Here is a 16993-nt window from a genome sequence, read left to right as displayed (position 1 = left end):
CGGTCTTACTGGTCTGAACAGTTGAAGTGCTTTTTGCCCCGTTATCGAGCGTCCATCGGCACGCCTGAACCCGCTTGGGGCGTGACTTGCCGTGCGTCGTCAATAGCTTTACAACTAGCCGGTCTCAGGCCTGATTCCTCAAAAAAACCATGAATTCGATCTCCCGCGCCGTACCTGAAGTGGCCTTGCAAGCCATTCGAAAACTGATCGCCGAACAAGGCTTCGGGCCGGGGGATATGCTGCCCTCGCAACGGGATCTGGCGTTGCAACTGGGTGTCAGCCGGGCGTCGTTGCGTGAGGCGTTGTCGTCCTTGAGCGCGCTGGGGGTGATCAGTGTGCAGCCGGGAAAAGGGGTGTTCGTGCAGTCGCTCATCGACCTGCCCCGTAGCGAGTCGGGGATACTTTGGCCCTTCGCGGCCCAGGCGTCGCCTGTGGATATCTTCCAGTTGCGCTATGCCCTGGAAGGTTTTGCGGCGGGTCTGGCGGCGGTGACGCTGACGGCGGATGAGCTGGATGCGTTGCAGGACAATGTCGAGGCGATGCGCAACCAATTGCGCGCCGAAGATTTCGACGCGGCGGCGCGGCTGGACTTCGAGTTTCACCGGCGCATCCTGCTGGCCTGTGGTAATCAGGCGATGCTGAGCATTCTCAGTACCAGTGCCGAGATGTTTCTGGAGAGTCAGAAGTTACCGTTCATCCGGCCCGAACGCGCTATGGAAACCTGGCAGGAGCACCGCAAGATCCTCCGTGCCTTGGCTCGTCGTGCGTCCGGTGCCGCGCAGAAGGCCATGCAGGAGCACGTGCGTAATGCAGCCCTGCGCACCGGGATTGCCATCGTGACCCCCACGACGTCCTGAGTTGAGCTATACCCAAACTCATGCGTCACCATAGTTAGAGTCAATCACCTGCGGCTTCCTGAACGGGGGAAGGGCGGCTATGATGGGCAACGTTTTTTTTTGCTTACAACCCCCGGAGACATCCATGAGCAGCGATCTTATCAAGCACGTCACCGACGCTACCTTCGAAGCAGAAGTACTTCAGGCTGCTGGCCCAGTGCTCGTTGACTACTGGGCTGAGTGGTGCGGCCCTTGCAAAATGATCGCCCCGGTTCTGGACGAAATCGCTGGCACCTACGCTGGCAAACTGACCGTCGCCAAGCTGAACATCGACGAAAACCAGGAAACTCCGGCCAAGCACGGCGTGCGCGGTATCCCGACGCTGATGCTGTTCAAGAACGGCAACGTCGAAGCCACCAAGGTCGGCGCACTGTCGAAGTCGCAACTGGCTGCATTCCTTGACGCCAACATCTGAGTGTCGTTGCAAGTTGCCTAATAAAAAGCCCCGCAAATCGCGGGGCTTTTTAATGAAAGAGGGCTAGACGCTCTGAAACTCAGGTGGTACATTCGGCCCCGCACTGGTTTCTCCATTGCCCCCTGCAAGCCGTCGCCGACGCTCTCCTTTTCGATTAGTACGCGATCCTGTCGCCTTCTCTGCGGCGCGGCCTCATTAAGCCAAAAGCTTAATTTCCCCCCTCCATAAATGATTACGTCATTCCTATATGAATCTGACTGAACTCAAGCAAAAGCCGATTACCGAACTGCTCGAATTGGCCGAACAGATGGGCATAGAAAATATGGCCCGTTCGCGCAAGCAGGACGTGATTTTCTCTCTGCTCAAAAAGCACGCTAAAAGCGGCGAGGAAATCTCCGGTGATGGCGTGCTGGAGATTCTCCAGGACGGCTTCGGCTTCCTCCGCTCTGCAGACGCGTCCTATCTCGCCGGCCCAGACGATATCTACGTCTCGCCGAGTCAGATCCGTCGCTTCAACTTGCGCACCGGTGACACCATCGTCGGCAAGATCCGCCCTCCGAAGGAAGGCGAGCGTTATTTCGCCCTGCTGAAGGTCGATACGATCAACTTCGATCGTCCAGAGAACGCGAAGAACAAGATTCTCTTCGAGAACCTGACCCCGCTGTTCCCGACCGTGCGGATGAAGATGGAAGCCGGCAACGGTTCCACTGAAGACCTCACCGGCCGTGTGATCGACCTGTGCGCGCCGATCGGTAAAGGCCAGCGCGGCCTGATCGTCGCGCCGCCGAAAGCCGGTAAAACGATCATGCTGCAAAACATCGCAGCGAACATTGCCCGTAACAACCCGGAAGTTCATCTGATCGTTCTGCTGATCGACGAGCGTCCGGAAGAAGTCACCGAAATGCAGCGCACCGTGCGCGGCGAAGTGGTTGCCTCGACGTTCGACGAACCACCAACCCGCCACGTGCAGGTTGCCGAAATGGTGATCGAGAAGGCCAAGCGCCTGGTCGAACACAAGAAAGACGTGGTGATCCTGCTCGACTCCATCACTCGTCTGGCTCGCGCCTACAACACCGTGATCCCGAGCTCCGGCAAGGTCCTGACCGGTGGTGTCGATGCTCACGCCCTGGAGAAACCGAAACGTTTCTTCGGTGCCGCGCGAAACATCGAAGAAGGCGGTTCGCTGACCATCATCGCCACCGCGCTGGTTGAAACCGGCTCGAAGATGGACGAAGTGATCTACGAAGAATTCAAAGGCACCGGCAACATGGAGCTGCCTCTGGATCGCAAGATCGCTGAAAAACGCGTCTTCCCGGCGATCAACATCAACCGTTCCGGCACCCGCCGTGAAGAGTTGTTGACCGCTGACGACGAGTTGCAGCGCATGTGGATCCTGCGCAAGCTGCTGCACCCGATGGACGAAGTCGCGGCCATCGAGTTCCTGGTCGACAAGCTCAAGCAGACCAAGACCAACGATGAGTTCTTCCTGTCGATGAAACGCAAGTAAATCGCGGAAGTCAGCAAAAGCCGGGGAAACCCGGCTTTTTGCTATCTGACCATTGATGATCTGGCAGGTCACTATTCTGAACAGGTGGGTTCGGCGCTAAACTCAGGCCCCCGAACGCCATGGCCACAACGAGGCTCACGCATGCAGTATCGCGACTTGCGCGACTTTATCAGCGGCCTGGAAAAGCGCGGCGAACTCAAGCGCATCCAGGTTCCGGTGTCCCCAGTGCTGGAAATGACCGAGGTCTGCGACCGCACCTTGCGTGCCAAAGGCCCGGCCCTGCTCTTCGAAAACCCTACCGGTTATGACATTCCGGTGCTCGGCAACCTGTTCGGTACCCCTGAGCGCGTAGCGCTGGGCATGGGCGCCGAGGCAGTCAGCGAGTTGCGGGAGATCGGCAAACTGTTGGCGTTTCTGAAAGAGCCAGAGCCACCAAAAGGTTTGAAGGACGCCTGGTCGAAGCTGCCGATCTTTCGCAAGATCATTGCCATGGCGCCGAAAGTCGTCAAAGACGCGGTCTGCCAGGAAGTGGTCATCGAAGGTGATGACGTCGATCTGGCCATGTTGCCAGTGCAGACCTGCTGGCCTGGCGATGTCGGTCCGCTGATCACCTGGGGCCTGACGGTTACCAAAGGCCCGAACAAGGACCGGCAGAACCTCGGCATTTACCGCCAGCAGGTCATCGGCCGCAATAAAGTCATCATGCGCTGGTTGAGTCATCGAGGCGGCGCGCTGGACTACCGTGAGTGGTGCGAGAAGCATCCGGGACAGCCGTTCCCGGTGTCCGTGGCGCTGGGTGCGGATCCAGCGACCATTCTCGGTGCGGTCACACCGGTGCCGGACAGCCTCTCCGAGTATGCTTTCGCAGGCCTGCTGCGCGGCAACCGTACCGAGCTGGTGAAGTGCCGTGGCAATGACCTGCAAGTTCCGGCGACTGCCGAGATCATCCTTGAAGGCGTGATTCACCCAGGCGAGATGGCCGACGAAGGTCCTTACGGCGACCATACCGGCTACTACAACGAAGTCGACAGCTTCCCGGTGTTCACCGTCGAACGCATCACCCATCGCATCAAACCGATCTACCACAGCACCTACACCGGTCGTCCGCCCGATGAGCCGGCGATTCTCGGCGTGGCGCTGAACGAAGTCTTCGTGCCGATCCTGCAGAAGCAGTTTCCGGAGATCACCGACTTCTACCTTCCGCCCGAAGGTTGTTCGTACCGCATGGCGGTGGTGACCATGAAGAAGCAGTACCCCGGCCATGCCAAGCGGGTAATGCTGGGTGTCTGGTCGTTTTTGCGACAGTTCATGTATACCAAGTTCGTTATCGTCACTGACGACGATATCAACGCACGCGACTGGAACGACGTGATCTGGGCCATTACCACGCGCATGGACCCCAAGCGCGACACGGTGATGATCGACAACACGCCAATCGACTACCTCGACTTCGCCTCGCCGGTTTCCGGCCTGGGGTCGAAAATGGGACTCGATGCCACGCATAAATGGCCCGGTGAGACCACTCGCGAGTGGGGCCGGGTTATCGTCAAGGATGAGGCGGTCACCCGCCGGATCGATGCCATCTGGAATCAGTTAGGAATAGATTGATGCGTGTAACCTTGCAGCCGTCCGGAGCAGTGCTTGAGATATTGCCCGGCGAGCGGATTCTCGATGGGGCGCGACGCCTGGGCTATGAATGCCCGCAGAGCTGTCGCAACGGCAATTGCCATGTGTGTGGTGCGCTGCTGGTCGAGGGCCGGGTCGAACAGGCGGGTGATGTTCGTGATCACGGTGAGTTCTACACTTGCATTGCAGAGCCGCTGGAAGACTGCATCGTGCTCTGGGATGGCGTCCTTGCGCTGGGAGAACTGCCGGTGCGCAGCCTGTCGTGTCAGGTGAGTGAATGTGTTGAAGTCGGCGGCGATGTCTGGCGGGTCCGGCTGCGGGCGCCGGCGGGTAAACCGCCGCGTTATCATGCGGGCCAATACTTGATGCTGGAGCGTGATAGCGGCGAAAAAGCCGCATTTTCGCTGGCCTCCGCACCGCATTCCGGGCGTGATCTGGAGCTGCACGTACTGGTTCGAGAAACCAGTGCTCAAGCCCTGCTCGAGCAACTGCAGCGCAGCCCGATGGTGCGGGTCGAGTTGCCCTTTGGCGACACTCATCTGTGTGAACTACCCGACGGGCCGCTGGTGCTGATCGCCGCCGGTACCGGCATGGCGCAAATGCACAGCTTGATCGAGCATTGCCGGGCCAGGGGCTTCAAGCATCCGGTGCATCTGTACTGGGGCGTGCGTCGGCCGGAAGATTTTTACCAGATCGAACATTGGGAGCAATGGCAGCAAACGCCCAACCTCTATCTGCACAAAGTGGTCAGCGATCTCTGCGGCTGGGAGGGGCGTTGCGGCATGCTGCATGAAGCCGTCTGTGAAGATATCAGCGACCTGTCCGCCGTGTACGTCTACGCCAGCGGTTCGCCGGCAATGATCTACGCCACGCTCGATGCGCTGGTGGAGGCCGGGATGGATGCACATCAGATGCGCGCCGACGTGTTTGCCTACGCGCCCCGGCCTTGACCGGTTGATCCTGCCTAGAAGCGTACGCCGGTGGTGATCATCGCGGCATTGGCGCCGAGCAACACCAGCTCGGCGGCCACCGGGCCGTAGTGGGCGCCCAGCGACGGGATGATCACCGGCGCCACGCCGAAGCGGTTGAGGGGAATCTTGTCCTGATGCTGGCCGCTGTAACCTTCGAGTAATCCACCGGTCAGTTTGATATACACCGGATGGTTAGCACTTTCGTAACGCTTGCCTGCATAGGCGTAGTACGAGCGCTGGCTGAACGAGTTACGGAAGGTCGCCGCGCCAAATACCCAGCCGCTAGCGTCATTGCGTTCAAGGCCGAGCAGGTCCTGGTTGTCATTGTGATCGGGGTCTGGCGAATAGTGTTTGGTGTAGATGCTGGTCTGCACGTACCAGAAGCCTTTGTCTTCTGGCGTTGAGTTATCCAGTGCAAGGGCGTGGGAGGCCTGGGTCATTGACAGCAGACCGTAAAACCATAGGTTTTTCATCATGTGGCCGCTATTAAACAGATAGGCTTGCGCCTGTGGGAGGCCGTCGTACGCGGGCGTCCGAAGAGCAGATAAGCAGGGTACCCCGGTAATAGGTGGGGAAAATGCTGCTCAATGGTCCTTTATCCTGAACGGGCGCAATGCTTATGCATATTTCATTCTGGTATTTAAGATAATTATCAAAGGGTATTAGGCTATATACGCAGGGCATTGATGTGCAGAGTTTAGCCTCTGTCGTGATGTATAGAGGGTCATACGTCCTTTAGCACTTTCCGTTTTATGGTTACTGCTATATGTTCTATTAGGCTAAAGTTACTTACATCTTGTAATACTTGTGGGGCCGAACACCATTTGCCATGACAGCCATTGAATCTGCTTTTTTGAATCTGGCTTACCCTCCGCGGCTTGATCTGGGCGCGCAGCTGACTCACGAACAATTGCTCAGCTCAATGCAGGCCACCATGGCCCGGCACAAGGGTGGGCCAGTCTGGCTGTTTGCATATGGCTCGTTGATCTGGCGCCCTGAGTGCACGGCAGTCGAGCGGATGCGCGGGCGAGTGCATGGTTACCATCGCGGCTTGTACCTGTGGTCCCACGAGCACCGTGGCACGCCGGAAATGCCGGGGCTGGTGTTCGGCCTGGATCGCGGCGGCTCTTGCAGCGGCTTTGCCTATCGGCTGCCGGACGAACAGTTGGAAGCCGCGCTGTATGCCTTGTGGCAACGCGAAATGCCCTATCCCTCCTATCGCCCACACTGGCTCAGCTGCCGTCTCGAAGACGGAAGCCAGGTACAGGCCCTGGGATTTGTGCTGGAGCGGCACCTGCCCAGCTATGCCGGCAACTTGCCGGACCATGTACTGAGCCAGGTGTTCGAGAGCGCTTGCGGGCGTTACGGCACCACTCGCGATTATGTCGAGCAGACCGTCAACGCCCTGCGTAGCCACGCCATGCCAGACCGGAATCTGGAGGCGCGGCTTAAGCGCTGTAGATCAGGCTCGCATTAAGCGAGCGCTTCGCGGCCCTGACTGGCGGTTTGTGTGCCACAAGGTCGGTGCCCGGTCCGGTACGCCATAACGCAGCAGATAGACGAAGACGTTGGCCATGGCCACGTACCAGAGCATTTTGTTGCGCGGCACGTATTTGACGAAAATTGTCTTGGCGCTGAATTCGTCTTCGTTGCTGGCATCGTAGCCTTTCGGGTAATCATTCCTGTACTTACCGAACTTGAACAACAACCTTCCCAACTGCCTTGCGCTGGCCAAGATCATTAATGGCATTTGCCGCTTGCGCCAATGGATAAACCTGCGACACCAATGGCTTCAACTTGCTCTCTGCGAACCACCTGAACAACTGCTGGAAGTTCGCCGCGTTGTCCTGCGGTTGGCGCTGGGCGAACGAACCCCAGAACACGCCGACTACGGCGGCGCCTTTAAGTAGCGCAAGGTTGACCGGCAATTCGGGGATGCGTCCGCTGGCAAAGCCGACTACCAGCAGGCGGCCGTTCCAGGCGATGGCGCGAATGGCCTGGTCGAACAGGTCGCCGCCGACCGGGTCGTAGATGACGTCGGCGCCCTGACCGTCGGTCAGGCGTTTGATTTCGTCTTTCAGATTGGTTTCGGTGTAGTTGATCAGTTCATCGGCCCCGGCGGCCTTGGCGACGGCGAGTTTCTCGGCGCTGCTGGCGGCGGCGATGACGCGGGCGCCCATGGCTTTACCGATTTCCACGGCGGCGAGGCCGACGCCGCCGGATGCTCCGAGTACCAACAGGGTTTCGCCGGGTTGCAGATTGCCGCGTTGTTTGAGCGCGTGCATCGAGGTGCCATAGGTCATGCTGAACGCGGCGGCGGTGTTGAAGTCCATGGCCGCTGGAATCGGCAATACATTGTAGCCAGGCACCGCGACCTGCTCGGCGAAGCTGCCCCAGCCCGTCAGCGCCATTACCCGGTCGCCGACCTTGAGGTGGCTGACCTTTTCGCCCACCGCACTGACCACGCCGGCCGCTTCTCCACCGGGTGAAAACGGGAAGGGTGGCTTGAACTGGTACTTGCCCTCGATGATCAGCGTGTCCGGGAAATTCACTCCGGCCGCGTGCACGTCCAGCAGGATTTCGTTTTTCTTTGCTTGAGGACTGGCGACTTCTTCCAGCACCAGCGTTTCGGCGGGGCCGAAGGCTTTGCACAGCACGGCTTTCATCAGGGCTATTCCTTTGGGAGTGATGGCCGATAAGTGTAGGTGTGTGAATCAAGCGGTCAATGAGCATGCCCCGCCCTGATAGTCAGCCATAAGCTTTGTGCTTGGGCTCGGGCAGGCGGGTCAGTATCCTGGTGGCCATACTGGCCACTAGACTGCAAACCGGATAAGGAGCGAATTGTGAAAGCGTGGATCATGTTGATGCTGGCCCTGTCTCTGCCAATGGCAGCGATGGCCGAAGAAGCCAAAGAGGGTGCAGCACCGAAAGTCAGCTACATCAGCCTGACTCCGCCATTCGTTGGCAACTATGGTCTGGATGGCAGTCCGAAACTCAAGGTATTCAAAGCTGACGTGGCCTTGCGTGTGACGGGCGATGAAGCGGCACAAGCGGTGAAGGCCAACGAACCGTTGATCCGTAATCAGTTGGTGGCGCTGTTTTCCCAGCAAACCACCGAGAGCATGAGTAACGTCGAAGCCAAGGAAAAGCTCCGCCAGGAAGCCTTGAAGCAGACACAGCAAGTGATGAACGACGAAACCGGCAAGCCGATGGTTGATGACCTGTTGTTCAACAATTTGATTATCCAGTAATGCTGGATCCTGTAGGAGCCGAGCTTGCTCGCGATAGCGGCCCCAAGACCGCCATCGCCGGCAAGCCGTGCTCCTACAACATGCGTGGCCTTCAGACCGCCATCGCCGGCAAGCCGTGCTCCTAAAACGTGCGTGGCCTTCAGACCGCCATCGGCGGCAAGCCGTGCTCCTACAACATGCGTGGCCTTCAAGACCGCCATCGCCGGCAAGCCGTGCTCCTACAACATGCGTGGCCTTCAGACCGCCATCGCCAGCAAGCCGTGCTCCTACAAAAGGCGTGGTCCCCGACAAGCCGTGCTCCGCGCCGCGATCAACGAAGCGCCATAACCGCTGCCCATTGCTCGGCGGTTACCGGCATCACCGACAGGCGACTGCCTTTTTGAACCAGCGGCAACTCAGCCAGTGCTGTTTGTTGTTTCAGGTAACCCAGCCCGAGCACTTTGGGGAAGGTCTGGACATGAGCGACGTTGATCGCGCTCCAGGGGTTTTTCTCAGCGTTGGCTTTCGGGTCGAAATACACGCTTTCCGGCTCCAGGGCCGTGGGGTCCGGGTACGCCGCTTCGGCGATTCGCCCGATCCCGGCAATGCCTGGTTCAGGGCAGCTGGAGTGATAAAAGAAAAACTCATCGCCCACCGCCATCGCCCGCAAGAAGTTACGCGCCTGGTAATTGCGCACGCCGTCCCAGCGCGCTTCAACGAGCTTCTCCAGGCCCTTGATCGAGAGCTCTTGCGGCTCGGATTTCATTAGCCAATAGGCCATCTTTTTTGCTCCTGGAGTGGGGTTGGGCACGTTGTCGGGCAACTTTATGACTAACCGACAGTCGGTTGACGCCACCGTTTGCGTGTCGGTTCACGTTACCGCAAAATGCCGGGCTTTTAAGCTTGACGCTGCTGCACGGCCTATATCGGAAACCGTTGCTGTCATCGTGTGTGATATGCCTGAAGGGGGGCAATCGATGAAACGCAAACCGGATTTACTCTGGATTTTGGTTATTTTGTTCGGTTTGGGCGTCGTGACCACGGGTTATGCGCAGAGCCTGTGGTCGAACCAGGCCAATGCACCGATTGAAGTCGCTCAGCAAAAACCCTTCAAGCGCTGATAGTGCTCACCGGGCGCCGCTGACTCAAGTGGCGTCTACCCGGCGATATACCACTTCCTGTCCGTGACCGTTCCTTGCATCGGTACATCCCAGCTCGCCTGAGCCAGTCGTTCGACTTTCTGACATTCATGGGCCAGCCCCAACAGTGTCGGCTTGCGCCAGGTTTTTCGACGCGCCAGATACGCCAGGCTGCGGTCGTAGAAACCGCCGCCCATCCCCAGACGTCCGCCAAACTCATCAAAGCCAACCAACGGTAACAACACCAGATCCAGCGCCCAGACCTTGCGTTGCCGGGCCGCGTTGATCCGTGGCTCGAGAATGCCGAAGCGGTTGGGCTGCAACTTTTCCCCGGGGCGAATGCGCTGGAACACCATTTTGGTGCGCGGCCAGGCGCTGAGTACCGGCAGATAGGTGGCCTTACCCCGACGCTGAGCGGCACGCAGCAGCAAGCGCGGATCGATTTCACCGTCGGTGGGTAGATAAAGAGAGATATGTCTGGCCCGGCGAAACAGCGGGTGCTGTGCCAGTTGCCGATAAAGTCCGCGGGCCGCCTCGCGTTGTTCACTGGGTGTGAGTTCGCGGCGGGCTTTGCGCAGCATGCGTCGAAGTTGCGGGCGGGATAGCGGCGCAGGTTCGGTCATGGATTCTGGCTGATCAGGATCGAGCGCGGCAGGATGGCGCACTCGTAAAAAACCAATGCCAGTTTGAAGAAACTGGCATTGGACTGGAATTCAGGCTCCCCGGATGAACCGCTGTCGACTTAGCCCTTGAACCCGAAAGTTCAAGGTGGAAGATGCAGTAGACCTTAAGGCTTTCCGTCTAGCGGACATGCACACCGGCCCAACGTGCAACCTCCAGGGTAGTGCGAATCGGCTCAGGGACATCGCCAACTGGCAAGCACCCCAGGGAGTGGCGCGAGTATAGCGCAACCACCTTCAGGAATCAGCCCTTGCTGACATCCGGATCGGTGGCGAGCACCAGATCGACGCGATCGAGCAGGTCGCGCACCTGTTCGCGGGTCGAACCGCTGACCTGCACTTCAGGGCGCTGCTGTTTATGCAGCAGGTCATGGGTGATGTTCAGCGCGGCCATCACGGCAATGCGGTCGGCACCGATGACTTTGCCGCTGCTGCGGATTTCGCGCATTTTGCCGTCCAGATAACGGGCGGCACTCACCAGATTGCTGCGCTCTTCCTGGGGGCAGATGATTGAATATTCTTTGTCGAGGATCTGCACGGTAACGCTATTGCTTGAACTCATGAGTCTTGCTCCAGGGCCTTCAGGCGCGAAATCATCGATTCGACCTTACGCCGGGCGATTTCGTTTTTTTCAATGAGGTGCGCGCGTTCCTCGCGCCAGGTCTTTTCCTGAGCTAATAGGAGTCCGTTTTGGCTCTTTAGTTGCTCGACCCGGGTAATTAGCAGTTCGAGTCTAGCCATCAGCGCTTGCAGGTCTGTGTCTTCCATAGTGTTCCACGGGATTTGTCTGATGGGCGGTAACTGGCGGACAGCCTTTAATAGTCTTGGCGAGTCTGTCGATGTAGGATACAAGGCCTTCATTCTAGACATAGCGCCGCTTGGCGCCTAGCTACCCATGCCCATTCAGAATTCTCCGTATCAAGCCTTCGCCAACCTGCTGAGCACCAGCGGCCATCCCGTCTCGCCTGCTGAATTGCATGGCCTGCTGCTCGGCCGCAGCTGCGCCGGCGCCGGTTTTGAAGTCGATGGCTGGCTGGTCGACGCCGCCGAACTGCTCGAAGGCGAGCCACAAGACAACGTTCGCAACGCCCTGATCGGCCTGCAAGAAATGGTCAAGGGCGAGCTGACCAGCGACGACATGACCGTCGTTCTGCTGTTGCCGACCGACGACGCGCCGCTCACCGAGCGCGCTGCCGCGCTGGGCCAGTGGTGCCAGGGCTTCCTCAGCGGTTTCGGCCTGAACTGCCGTGACAGCAGCATGCTGAGCACCGAGGCCAGCGAAGTCCTGCAAGACCTCGCGGCTATCGCCCAGGTTCAGGACGCCCTGGAAGAGTCCGACGACGGTGAAAGTGACTACATGGAAGTCATGGAATACCTGCGGGTCGCGCCGTTGCTGTTATTCACCGAGACCAAGAAGCCGGCTGCCAAGCCTTCGCTGCATTAATCGTTAGATAGGGAAATCCATCTGCCCATGATTCATATCCCGAAATCGGAGTACACCCGTCGCCGCAAGGCGTTGATGGCGCAGATGGAACCCAACAGCATCGCGATTTTGCCTGCCGCCGCAGTGGCGATCCGTAACCGTGACGTCGAGCATGTCTACCGTCAGGACAGTGACTTTCAATACCTCAGCGGTTTCCCCGAGCCTCAGGCGGTGCTGGTCCTGATGCCCGGTCGTGAGCATGGCGAATATGTGCTGTTCTGCCGTGAACGCAACGCCGAACGCGAATTGTGGGACGGCTTACGCGCTGGCCAGGAAGGCGCGATTCGCGACTTTGGCGCCGATGACGCGTTCCCGATCACCGACATCGACGATATTCTGCCGGGCCTGATTGAAGGTCGCGACCGGGTCTATTCGGCCATGGGCAGCAACCCGGAATTCGACCGCCATCTGATGGACTGGATCAACGTGATCCGCTCTAAAGCGCACCTGGGCGCCCAGCCACCGAACGAATTCGTTGCCCTGGATCATCTGTTGCACGACATGCGCCTGTATAAATCGGCGGCAGAAGTGAAGGTGATGCGCGAAGCCGCGCGGATTTCCTCTCAGGCCCATATTCGTGCCATGCAGGCCAGCCGTGCCGGTTTGCATGAGTTCAGCCTGGAGGCGGAGCTGGATTACGAGTTCCGTAAAGGTGGAGCGAAAATGCCGGCATATGGCTCGATCGTCGCCTCTGGGCGCAATAGCTGCATCTTGCATTACCAGCAAAATGACGCAGTGCTCAAGGACGGTGATCTGGTGCTGATCGACGCTGGTTGCGAGATCGACTGCTACGCCAGCGATATCACCCGAACCTGGCCGGTCAGCGGCAAGTTTTCCCCTGAGCAGAAGGCGATCTACGAATTGGTGCTGGCTTCTCAGGAAGCAGCGTTTGCCCAAATCGCGCCGAACAAACACTGGAACCAGGCGCACGAAGCCACGGTTCAGGTGATCACGGCAGGGTTGGTGGAACTTGGCTTGTTGCAGGGCGAGGTGAATGAGCTGATTGCCAGCGAAGCCTACAAGGCTTTTTATATGCATCGCGCCGGTCACTGGCTGGGGATGGATGTGCATGACGTTGGTGAGTACAAGGTCGGCGGTGAATGGCGGGTGCTGGAAGTCGGCATGGCGCTGACGGTCGAGCCGGGTATCTACATCGCACCGGACAATCAAAATGTGGCGAAGAAATGGCGCGGCATTGGCGTGCGCATCGAGGATGACGTAGTAGTGACCAGGCAGGGCTGTGAAATTCTGACCAGCGGTGTACCGAAAACGGTGGCCGAGATCGAGGCGCTGATGGCGGCTGCCCGGATGCAAGCGGCATGAGCAGAGTCAATCTGGCAATCATAGGTGGCGGTCTGGTTGGCGCCAGTCTGGCGTTGGCCTTGCAAGCCGGGGCCAAGGCCCGCGGCTGGAAGATCGTGCTGATCGAACCTTTCGCGCCTGGCCACACCTATCAACCGAGCTATGACGCGCGCTCCTCGGCGCTGTCCTTCGGCGCCCGACAAATTTATCAGCGGCTCGGCCTGTGGCAGGAAATCTCCCGCCGCGCCGAGCCGATCAAACAGATCCATGTTTCCGATCGCGGGCGGTTTTCCACCGCGCGCTTGTCTGCCATGGAAGAGGGCGTTCCGGCGCTCGGTTATGTGGTGGAGAACGCCTGGCTCGGTCAATGCCTCTGGCAAGGCCTGGACAAGGACGTGATCAGTTGGCGCTGCCCGGCCGAAGTTACGCGCATGGAGCCGCTTGAGGATGGCTATCGCCTGACCCTCGACGATGAAACTGCCCTTGAGTGCGACTTGGCGGTGCTGGCCGATGGCGGTCGCTCCGGTTTGCGTGAGCAGTTGGGCATCGGCGTCAAAAAACGTCCGTACAACCAGAGCGCGTTGATCGCCAATATCACCCCGAGCGAAGCCCATAACGGCATGGCGTTCGAGCGTTTTACCGATGATGGCCCGATGGCCTTGCTGCCGCTGCCGGAAAACCGTTGCGCGCTGGTCTGGACCCGCATCGGCATGGACGCCCAGCGTCTGGCGAACCTTGATGAGCGCAGCTTCCTGAGCGAGTTGCAGGGCGTGTTTGGTTATCGGCTGGGCGCCCTCAAACAAGTCGGTGTACGGCATCTCTATCCGCTGACGCTGGTGGAGGCCGAAGAACAGGTTCGTCCCCATCTGACCGTGCTGGGTAACGCGGCCCACAGCCTGCATCCGATTGCCGGTCAGGGTTTCAACCTGTCCCTGCGAGATGCACAGGCACTGGCCGATACGTTGCTGGCCAGCGAGAGCATGCCGGGCGACTTCGCCACCTTGCAGGCCTATCGCGAGCGGCAACGGCTGGATCAGCAATTGACCGTCGGCTTCTCCGATCAGGTCACCCGGTTGTTTGGCAGCACGCAGCCATTGGTTTCACTGGGTCGTAACATTGGCCTGCTTGGCCTCGACCTGCTGCCGCCGGCCAAGCGCTGGTTCGCCCGGCAGGCGATGGGCCTGGGCACGCGTCCCGATGCTTAATTGGCTGACCCGGCGTTTCAAGATTCATCACGGCGGCACGCTGGTGGCGCGGGTCGATAAAACCCTTTACGTGCGGCTCAAGCCGCAAGCGAGACAGGCTTAAAGCATGGAAATGCGCGCAGATCTGCTGATTGTCGGGGCCGGAATGGTCGGGAGCGCTTTGGCGCTGGCGTTGCAGGGCAGCGGGCTGGAGGTTCTGCTGCTCGACGGCAGCCCGTTGAGCGTCAAACCCTTCGATCCTCAGGCGCCGTTCGAGCCCCGGGTGAGCGCCTTGTCGGCGGCCAGCCAGCGGATCCTCGAACGTCTGGGGGTCTGGGAGGGTATCGTCAAACGCCGTACCAGCCCTTACGCCGAAATGCAGGTCTGGGACGGCAGTGGCACCGGGCAGATCCACTTCTCGGCGGCCAGTGTGCACGCCGAAGTGCTGGGGCATATCGTCGAGAACCGGGTGGTGCAGGATGCCTTGCTCGAACGTTTGCACGACTGTGATATGGGCCTTCTGGCCAATGCGCGGCTGGAGCAGATGCGCCGCTCCGGCGACGACTGGCTGCTGACCCTGGCCGACGGTCGCATGCTGCGTGCGCCCTTGGTGATCGCGGCGGACGGCGCCAACTCGGCGGTTCGCCGTTTGACCGGTTGCGCCACCCGTGAGTGGGATTATCTGCATCACGCCATCGTCACCAGCGTGCGCAGTGCCAAACCCCATCAGATGACCGCCCGGCAGTGTTTTACCGACAACGGTCCGCTGGCCTTTTTACCGCTGGAGCGCGACGGTCAGCACGACTGGTGCTCGATCGTCTGGTCGACCACTCCGAGCGAGGCTGAACGTCTGATGGCGCTGGACGATGAAAACTTCTGCCGCGAGCTGGAGCGAGCCTTTGAAGGTTGTCTGGGCACGGTATTGAGCGCTGACCCGCGCCTCTGTGTACCGCTGCGTCAGCGGCACGCCAAGCGCTATGTGGCTGAAGGCCTGGCGCTGATCGGTGACGCAGCCCATACCATTCACCCGCTGGCCGGGCAGGGCGTCAATCTCGGCTTCCTCGACGCCGCTGTGCTGGCTGAAGTGCTGCTGCAAGCGGCAAGCCGTGGTGAGCGCCTGGCAGATCTCAAAGTGCTCAGCCGTTACGAGCGCCGGCGCATGCCGCACAACCTGGGGCTGATGGCGGCAATGGAAGGCTTCGAACGATTGTTCCAGGCCGATCCCTTGCCGCTGCGCTGGTTACGTAATACCGGGTTGAAGATGGTCGATCAAATGCCTGAAGCCAAGGCGCTGTTTGTGCGTCAGGCGTTGGGGTTGACCGGGGATTTGCCTGAGTTGGCCAAGGCCTGAGTTATTTGGCGTGGCTGCAGGCCGCTATCGCTTGCTCGCGATAGCGGCAGAACATTCACCTCCCATTTCTGCTCGTGCAACATCTCGTAACTCCTCGATGGAGTGTTCGGTTGAGATGCCAAATGTGAGTCCTTATCATTTGGCCTCTTTTCTGATTTCGAGAGACCGCTCCCATGTTGGCACCCAAGCGCCTACTGACTGCTCTGGCACTCACACTGATCGGCAGCACCGCTCACGCGGCTGATGAAGTAGTGGTCTACTCCTCACGAATCGACGAGCTGATCAAGCCGGTGTTCGATGCCTACACTAAAAAGACCGGCGTGCAGGTGAAGTTCATCACCGACAAGGAAGCGCCGCTGATGCAGCGGATCAAGGCCGAGGGCGAGAACGCCACCGCCGACCTGCTGCTCACCGTCGATGCCGGTAACCTCTGGCAGGCCGAGCAGATGGGTATTTTGCAGCCGTTTACTTCCAATGTAATCGACGCCAATATTCCGCTTCAATACCGTTCGTCCAGCCATCAATGGACCGGTTTGAGCCTGCGCGCGCGGACCCTGGCCTACTCCACTGAGCGGGTAAAACCGTCGGATTTGACCACTTACGAAGCCCTGGCCGGCAAACAGTGGGAAGGTCGTCTGTGCCTGCGTACGGCCAAGAAGGTTTATAACCAGTCGCTGACCGCTACGCTGATCGAAACCCACGGTGCAGAGAAGACCGAAGCAATCATCAAAGGCTGGGTCAACAACCTGTCCACCGACGTGTTCTCCGATGACATCGCAGTGCTTGAGGCGATCAATGCCGGGCAGTGCGACGTTGGCATCGTCAACACCTACTACTACGGCCGTTTGCACAAGCAAAAGCCAAATCTGGCGGTGAAACTGTTCTGGCCGAATCAGGGCGACCGTGGTGTGCACGTCAACCTGTCGGGCATCGGCCTGACCAGGTACGCACCGCACCCTCAGACGGCCAAGGCGCTGGTGGAGTGGATGACCACGCCTGAAGCGCAGAAGATCTTTGCCGATATCAATCAGGAATTCCCGGCCAACCCGAACGTACTGCCGTCCGCTGAAGTGGCTAGCTGGGGCACGTTCGTACCCGATACGTTGCCAGTGGAAGTGGCCGGCAAGCGCCAGGCCGAAGCCATTCGCTTGATGGACCGTGCCGGCTGGAACTGAGCAGCCGGTTTGCAGAGCCCCGCATTTGCGGGGC

At 59.3% G+C, this 16993-nt stretch carries 20 protein-coding genes, 1 other RNA gene and 2 pseudogenes; 15 read left to right on the top strand and 8 right to left on the bottom strand.

Annotated features, from left to right (window positions below; translation table 11 throughout):
• Nucleotides 1-149: 149 nt before the first annotated feature.
• From AC07UI_RS01690 to AC07UI_RS01670, 5 genes are all read left to right on the top strand, one after another.
• Nucleotides 150-857 carry a FadR/GntR family transcriptional regulator gene (locus AC07UI_RS01690; protein WP_494990825.1) on the top strand — a complete coding sequence of 236 codons (708 nt, stop codon included), beginning with the start codon at nucleotides 150-152 and terminating at the stop codon, nucleotides 855-857.
• A 124-nt stretch (nucleotides 858-981) separates the two neighbouring features.
• Nucleotides 982-1311, top strand: coding sequence for a thioredoxin TrxA (gene trxA / locus AC07UI_RS01685; protein WP_064680366.1), 330 nt, complete (start codon nucleotides 982-984; stop codon nucleotides 1309-1311).
• Nucleotides 1312-1558: 247 nt separating this feature from the next.
• The gene (gene rho / locus AC07UI_RS01680; protein WP_025216061.1) at nucleotides 1559-2818 is read left to right on the top strand and encodes a transcription termination factor Rho; all 1260 of its coding nucleotides are present in this window, start codon (nucleotides 1559-1561) and stop codon (nucleotides 2816-2818) included.
• 141 nt (nucleotides 2819-2959) lie between these two features.
• Complete coding sequence (gene ubiD / locus AC07UI_RS01675; protein WP_494990824.1) at nucleotides 2960-4426, top strand: 4-hydroxy-3-polyprenylbenzoate decarboxylase; 1467 nt, start codon at nucleotides 2960-2962, stop codon at nucleotides 4424-4426.
• A complete protein-coding gene (locus AC07UI_RS01670; protein WP_494990823.1) occupies nucleotides 4426-5394 on the top strand; it encodes a CDP-6-deoxy-delta-3,4-glucoseen reductase in 969 nt (322 codons plus the stop codon). Before ubiD ends, AC07UI_RS01670 begins: the two co-directional genes overlap by 1 nt.
• Nucleotides 5395-5408: 14 nt before the next feature.
• Here AC07UI_RS01670 and AC07UI_RS01665 read toward each other — a convergent pair whose 3' ends face one another.
• On the bottom strand, nucleotides 5409-5888 hold the full coding sequence (locus AC07UI_RS01665; protein WP_494991178.1) for a sn-glycerol-3-phosphate transporter: 480 nt from the start codon (nucleotides 5886-5888) through the stop codon (nucleotides 5409-5411).
• A 356-nt stretch (nucleotides 5889-6244) separates the two neighbouring features.
• On the opposite strand from AC07UI_RS01665, the gene AC07UI_RS01660 reads away from it, so the two are divergent.
• The gene (locus tag AC07UI_RS01660) at nucleotides 6245-6892 is read left to right on the top strand and encodes a gamma-glutamylcyclotransferase (RefSeq protein ID WP_494990822.1); all 648 of its coding nucleotides are present in this window, start codon (nucleotides 6245-6247) and stop codon (nucleotides 6890-6892) included.
• A gap of 42 nt (nucleotides 6893-6934) precedes the next feature.
• On the opposite strand, the pseudogene glpT reads toward AC07UI_RS01660, so the two are convergent.
• Nucleotides 6935-7105 (bottom strand): annotated as a pseudogene (glpT, locus tag AC07UI_RS01655) (glycerol-3-phosphate transporter); the annotation flags it as partial.
• Nucleotides 7104-8081: an NADPH:quinone oxidoreductase family protein gene (locus AC07UI_RS01650; protein ID WP_494990821.1), complete on the bottom strand. Its 978-nt coding sequence runs from the start codon at nucleotides 8079-8081 to the stop codon at nucleotides 7104-7106. The gene AC07UI_RS01650 and the pseudogene glpT, both read right to left, overlap by 2 nt.
• 177 nt (nucleotides 8082-8258) lie before the next feature.
• On the opposite strand from AC07UI_RS01650, the gene AC07UI_RS01645 reads away from it, so the two are divergent.
• Together AC07UI_RS01645 and AC07UI_RS01640 are read left to right on the top strand one after the other, a co-directional pair.
• Nucleotides 8259-8666 carry a flagellar basal body-associated protein FliL gene (locus AC07UI_RS01645; RefSeq protein WP_494990820.1) on the top strand — a complete coding sequence of 136 codons (408 nt, stop codon included), beginning with the start codon at nucleotides 8259-8261 and terminating at the stop codon, nucleotides 8664-8666.
• Nucleotides 8666-8791 (top strand): hypothetical protein, encoded by a 126-nt coding sequence (locus AC07UI_RS01640; RefSeq protein WP_494990819.1) that lies wholly within the window; start codon nucleotides 8666-8668, stop codon nucleotides 8789-8791. Before AC07UI_RS01645 ends, AC07UI_RS01640 begins: the two co-directional genes overlap by 1 nt.
• A 185-nt stretch (nucleotides 8792-8976) precedes the next feature.
• Here the strand turns inward: AC07UI_RS01640 and AC07UI_RS01635 are convergent, their stop codons facing one another.
• Nucleotides 8977-9426 (bottom strand): EVE domain-containing protein, encoded by a 450-nt coding sequence (locus tag AC07UI_RS01635; RefSeq protein WP_494990818.1) that lies wholly within the window; start codon nucleotides 9424-9426, stop codon nucleotides 8977-8979.
• 196 nt (nucleotides 9427-9622) lie between these two features.
• On the opposite strand from AC07UI_RS01635, the gene AC07UI_RS01630 reads away from it, so the two are divergent.
• Complete coding sequence (locus AC07UI_RS01630; protein ID WP_494990817.1) at nucleotides 9623-9766, top strand: hypothetical protein; 144 nt, start codon at nucleotides 9623-9625, stop codon at nucleotides 9764-9766.
• Between the two features lie 35 nt (nucleotides 9767-9801).
• On the opposite strand, the gene AC07UI_RS01625 is transcribed toward AC07UI_RS01630, so the two are convergent.
• The 4 genes from AC07UI_RS01625 to AC07UI_RS01610 all read right to left on the bottom strand — a co-directional run bounded on the left by AC07UI_RS01625 (nucleotide 9802) and on the right by AC07UI_RS01610 (nucleotide 11232).
• Nucleotides 9802-10407, bottom strand: a complete 606-nt coding sequence (locus AC07UI_RS01625; RefSeq protein ID WP_494990816.1) for a 5-formyltetrahydrofolate cyclo-ligase — start codon at nucleotides 10405-10407, stop codon at nucleotides 9802-9804.
• A 92-nt stretch (nucleotides 10408-10499) separates the two neighbouring features.
• Nucleotides 10500-10678: non-coding RNA, 6S RNA (gene ssrS / locus AC07UI_RS01620), on the bottom strand.
• A gap of 30 nt (nucleotides 10679-10708) precedes the next feature.
• Nucleotides 10709-11026: a cell division protein ZapA gene (locus tag AC07UI_RS01615; RefSeq protein WP_494990815.1), complete on the bottom strand. Its 318-nt coding sequence runs from the start codon at nucleotides 11024-11026 to the stop codon at nucleotides 10709-10711.
• Nucleotides 11023-11232: a TIGR02449 family protein gene (locus tag AC07UI_RS01610; RefSeq protein ID WP_007982902.1), complete on the bottom strand. Its 210-nt coding sequence runs from the start codon at nucleotides 11230-11232 to the stop codon at nucleotides 11023-11025. Before AC07UI_RS01610 ends, AC07UI_RS01615 begins: the two co-directional genes overlap by 4 nt.
• Nucleotides 11233-11359: 127 nt before the next feature.
• Between AC07UI_RS01610 and AC07UI_RS01605 the strand changes: the two genes are divergently transcribed.
• From AC07UI_RS01605 to AC07UI_RS01580, 6 genes and pseudogenes are all read left to right on the top strand, one after another.
• On the top strand, nucleotides 11360-11908 hold the full coding sequence (locus AC07UI_RS01605; RefSeq protein ID WP_494990814.1) for a YecA/YgfB family protein: 549 nt from the start codon (nucleotides 11360-11362) through the stop codon (nucleotides 11906-11908).
• 27 nt (nucleotides 11909-11935) lie between these two features.
• Nucleotides 11936-13270, top strand: a complete 1335-nt coding sequence (pepP, locus tag AC07UI_RS01600; RefSeq protein ID WP_494990813.1) for a Xaa-Pro aminopeptidase — start codon at nucleotides 11936-11938, stop codon at nucleotides 13268-13270.
• Entirely contained in the window at nucleotides 13267-14454 is a 1188-nt protein-coding gene (ubiH, locus tag AC07UI_RS01595; protein WP_494990812.1) for a 2-octaprenyl-6-methoxyphenyl hydroxylase, read from the top strand. Before pepP ends, ubiH begins: the two co-directional genes overlap by 4 nt.
• Before the next feature lie 22 nt (nucleotides 14455-14476).
• Nucleotides 14477-14557: pseudogene (locus AC07UI_RS01590) on the top strand (tetrameric acyl-CoA thioesterase); the annotation flags it as partial.
• A gap of 9 nt (nucleotides 14558-14566) precedes the next feature.
• Nucleotides 14567-15784, top strand: coding sequence for a 2-octaprenyl-3-methyl-6-methoxy-1,4-benzoquinol hydroxylase (locus AC07UI_RS01585; RefSeq protein WP_494991177.1), 1218 nt, complete (start codon nucleotides 14567-14569; stop codon nucleotides 15782-15784).
• Nucleotides 15785-15957: 173 nt separating this feature from the next.
• The gene (locus AC07UI_RS01580) at nucleotides 15958-16959 is read left to right on the top strand and encodes an extracellular solute-binding protein (protein ID WP_494990811.1); all 1002 of its coding nucleotides are present in this window, start codon (nucleotides 15958-15960) and stop codon (nucleotides 16957-16959) included.
• Nucleotides 16960-16993: the final 34 nt, after the last annotated feature.

It is taken from the genome of Pseudomonas sp. GW821-FHT04C07 (genome assembly GCF_059420325.1).
This window is presented reverse-complemented; position numbering and strand designations above follow the sequence as displayed.

What these genes read in the sequence shown, in the direction of transcription:
- AC07UI_RS01690 (WP_494990825.1), top strand. Translation starts at nt 150, where the DNA reads ATGAATTCGATCTCCCGCGCCGTACCTGAAGTGGCCTTGCAAGCCATT.
- AC07UI_RS01605 (WP_494990814.1), top strand. Translation starts at nt 11,360, where the DNA reads ATGCCCATTCAGAATTCTCCGTATCAAGCCTTCGCCAACCTGCTGAGC.
- AC07UI_RS01650 (WP_494990821.1), bottom strand. Translation starts at nt 8,081, where the DNA reads ATGAAAGCCGTGCTGTGCAAAGCCTTCGGCCCCGCCGAAACGCTGGTG.
- AC07UI_RS01635 (WP_494990818.1), bottom strand. Translation starts at nt 9,426, where the DNA reads ATGGCCTATTGGCTAATGAAATCCGAGCCGCAAGAGCTCTCGATCAAG.
- AC07UI_RS01640 (WP_494990819.1), top strand. Translation starts at nt 8,666, where the DNA reads ATGCTGGATCCTGTAGGAGCCGAGCTTGCTCGCGATAGCGGCCCCAAG.
- AC07UI_RS01610 (WP_007982902.1), bottom strand. Translation starts at nt 11,232, where the DNA reads ATGGAAGACACAGACCTGCAAGCGCTGATGGCTAGACTCGAACTGCTA.
- pepP (WP_494990813.1), top strand. Translation starts at nt 11,936, where the DNA reads ATGATTCATATCCCGAAATCGGAGTACACCCGTCGCCGCAAGGCGTTG.
- AC07UI_RS01625 (WP_494990816.1), bottom strand. Translation starts at nt 10,407, where the DNA reads ATGACCGAACCTGCGCCGCTATCCCGCCCGCAACTTCGACGCATGCTG.
- AC07UI_RS01580 (WP_494990811.1), top strand. Translation starts at nt 15,958, where the DNA reads ATGTTGGCACCCAAGCGCCTACTGACTGCTCTGGCACTCACACTGATC.
- ubiH (WP_494990812.1), top strand. Translation starts at nt 13,267, where the DNA reads ATGAGCAGAGTCAATCTGGCAATCATAGGTGGCGGTCTGGTTGGCGCC.
- rho (WP_025216061.1), top strand. Translation starts at nt 1,559, where the DNA reads ATGAATCTGACTGAACTCAAGCAAAAGCCGATTACCGAACTGCTCGAA.
- AC07UI_RS01630 (WP_494990817.1), top strand. Translation starts at nt 9,623, where the DNA reads ATGAAACGCAAACCGGATTTACTCTGGATTTTGGTTATTTTGTTCGGT.
- trxA (WP_064680366.1), top strand. Translation starts at nt 982, where the DNA reads ATGAGCAGCGATCTTATCAAGCACGTCACCGACGCTACCTTCGAAGCA.
- AC07UI_RS01615 (WP_494990815.1), bottom strand. Translation starts at nt 11,026, where the DNA reads ATGAGTTCAAGCAATAGCGTTACCGTGCAGATCCTCGACAAAGAATAT.
- AC07UI_RS01670 (WP_494990823.1), top strand. Translation starts at nt 4,426, where the DNA reads ATGCGTGTAACCTTGCAGCCGTCCGGAGCAGTGCTTGAGATATTGCCC.
- ubiD (WP_494990824.1), top strand. Translation starts at nt 2,960, where the DNA reads ATGCAGTATCGCGACTTGCGCGACTTTATCAGCGGCCTGGAAAAGCGC.
- AC07UI_RS01660 (WP_494990822.1), top strand. Translation starts at nt 6,245, where the DNA reads ATGACAGCCATTGAATCTGCTTTTTTGAATCTGGCTTACCCTCCGCGG.
- AC07UI_RS01665 (WP_494991178.1), bottom strand. Translation starts at nt 5,888, where the DNA reads ATGAAAAACCTATGGTTTTACGGTCTGCTGTCAATGACCCAGGCCTCC.
- AC07UI_RS01585 (WP_494991177.1), top strand. Translation starts at nt 14,567, where the DNA reads ATGCGCGCAGATCTGCTGATTGTCGGGGCCGGAATGGTCGGGAGCGCT.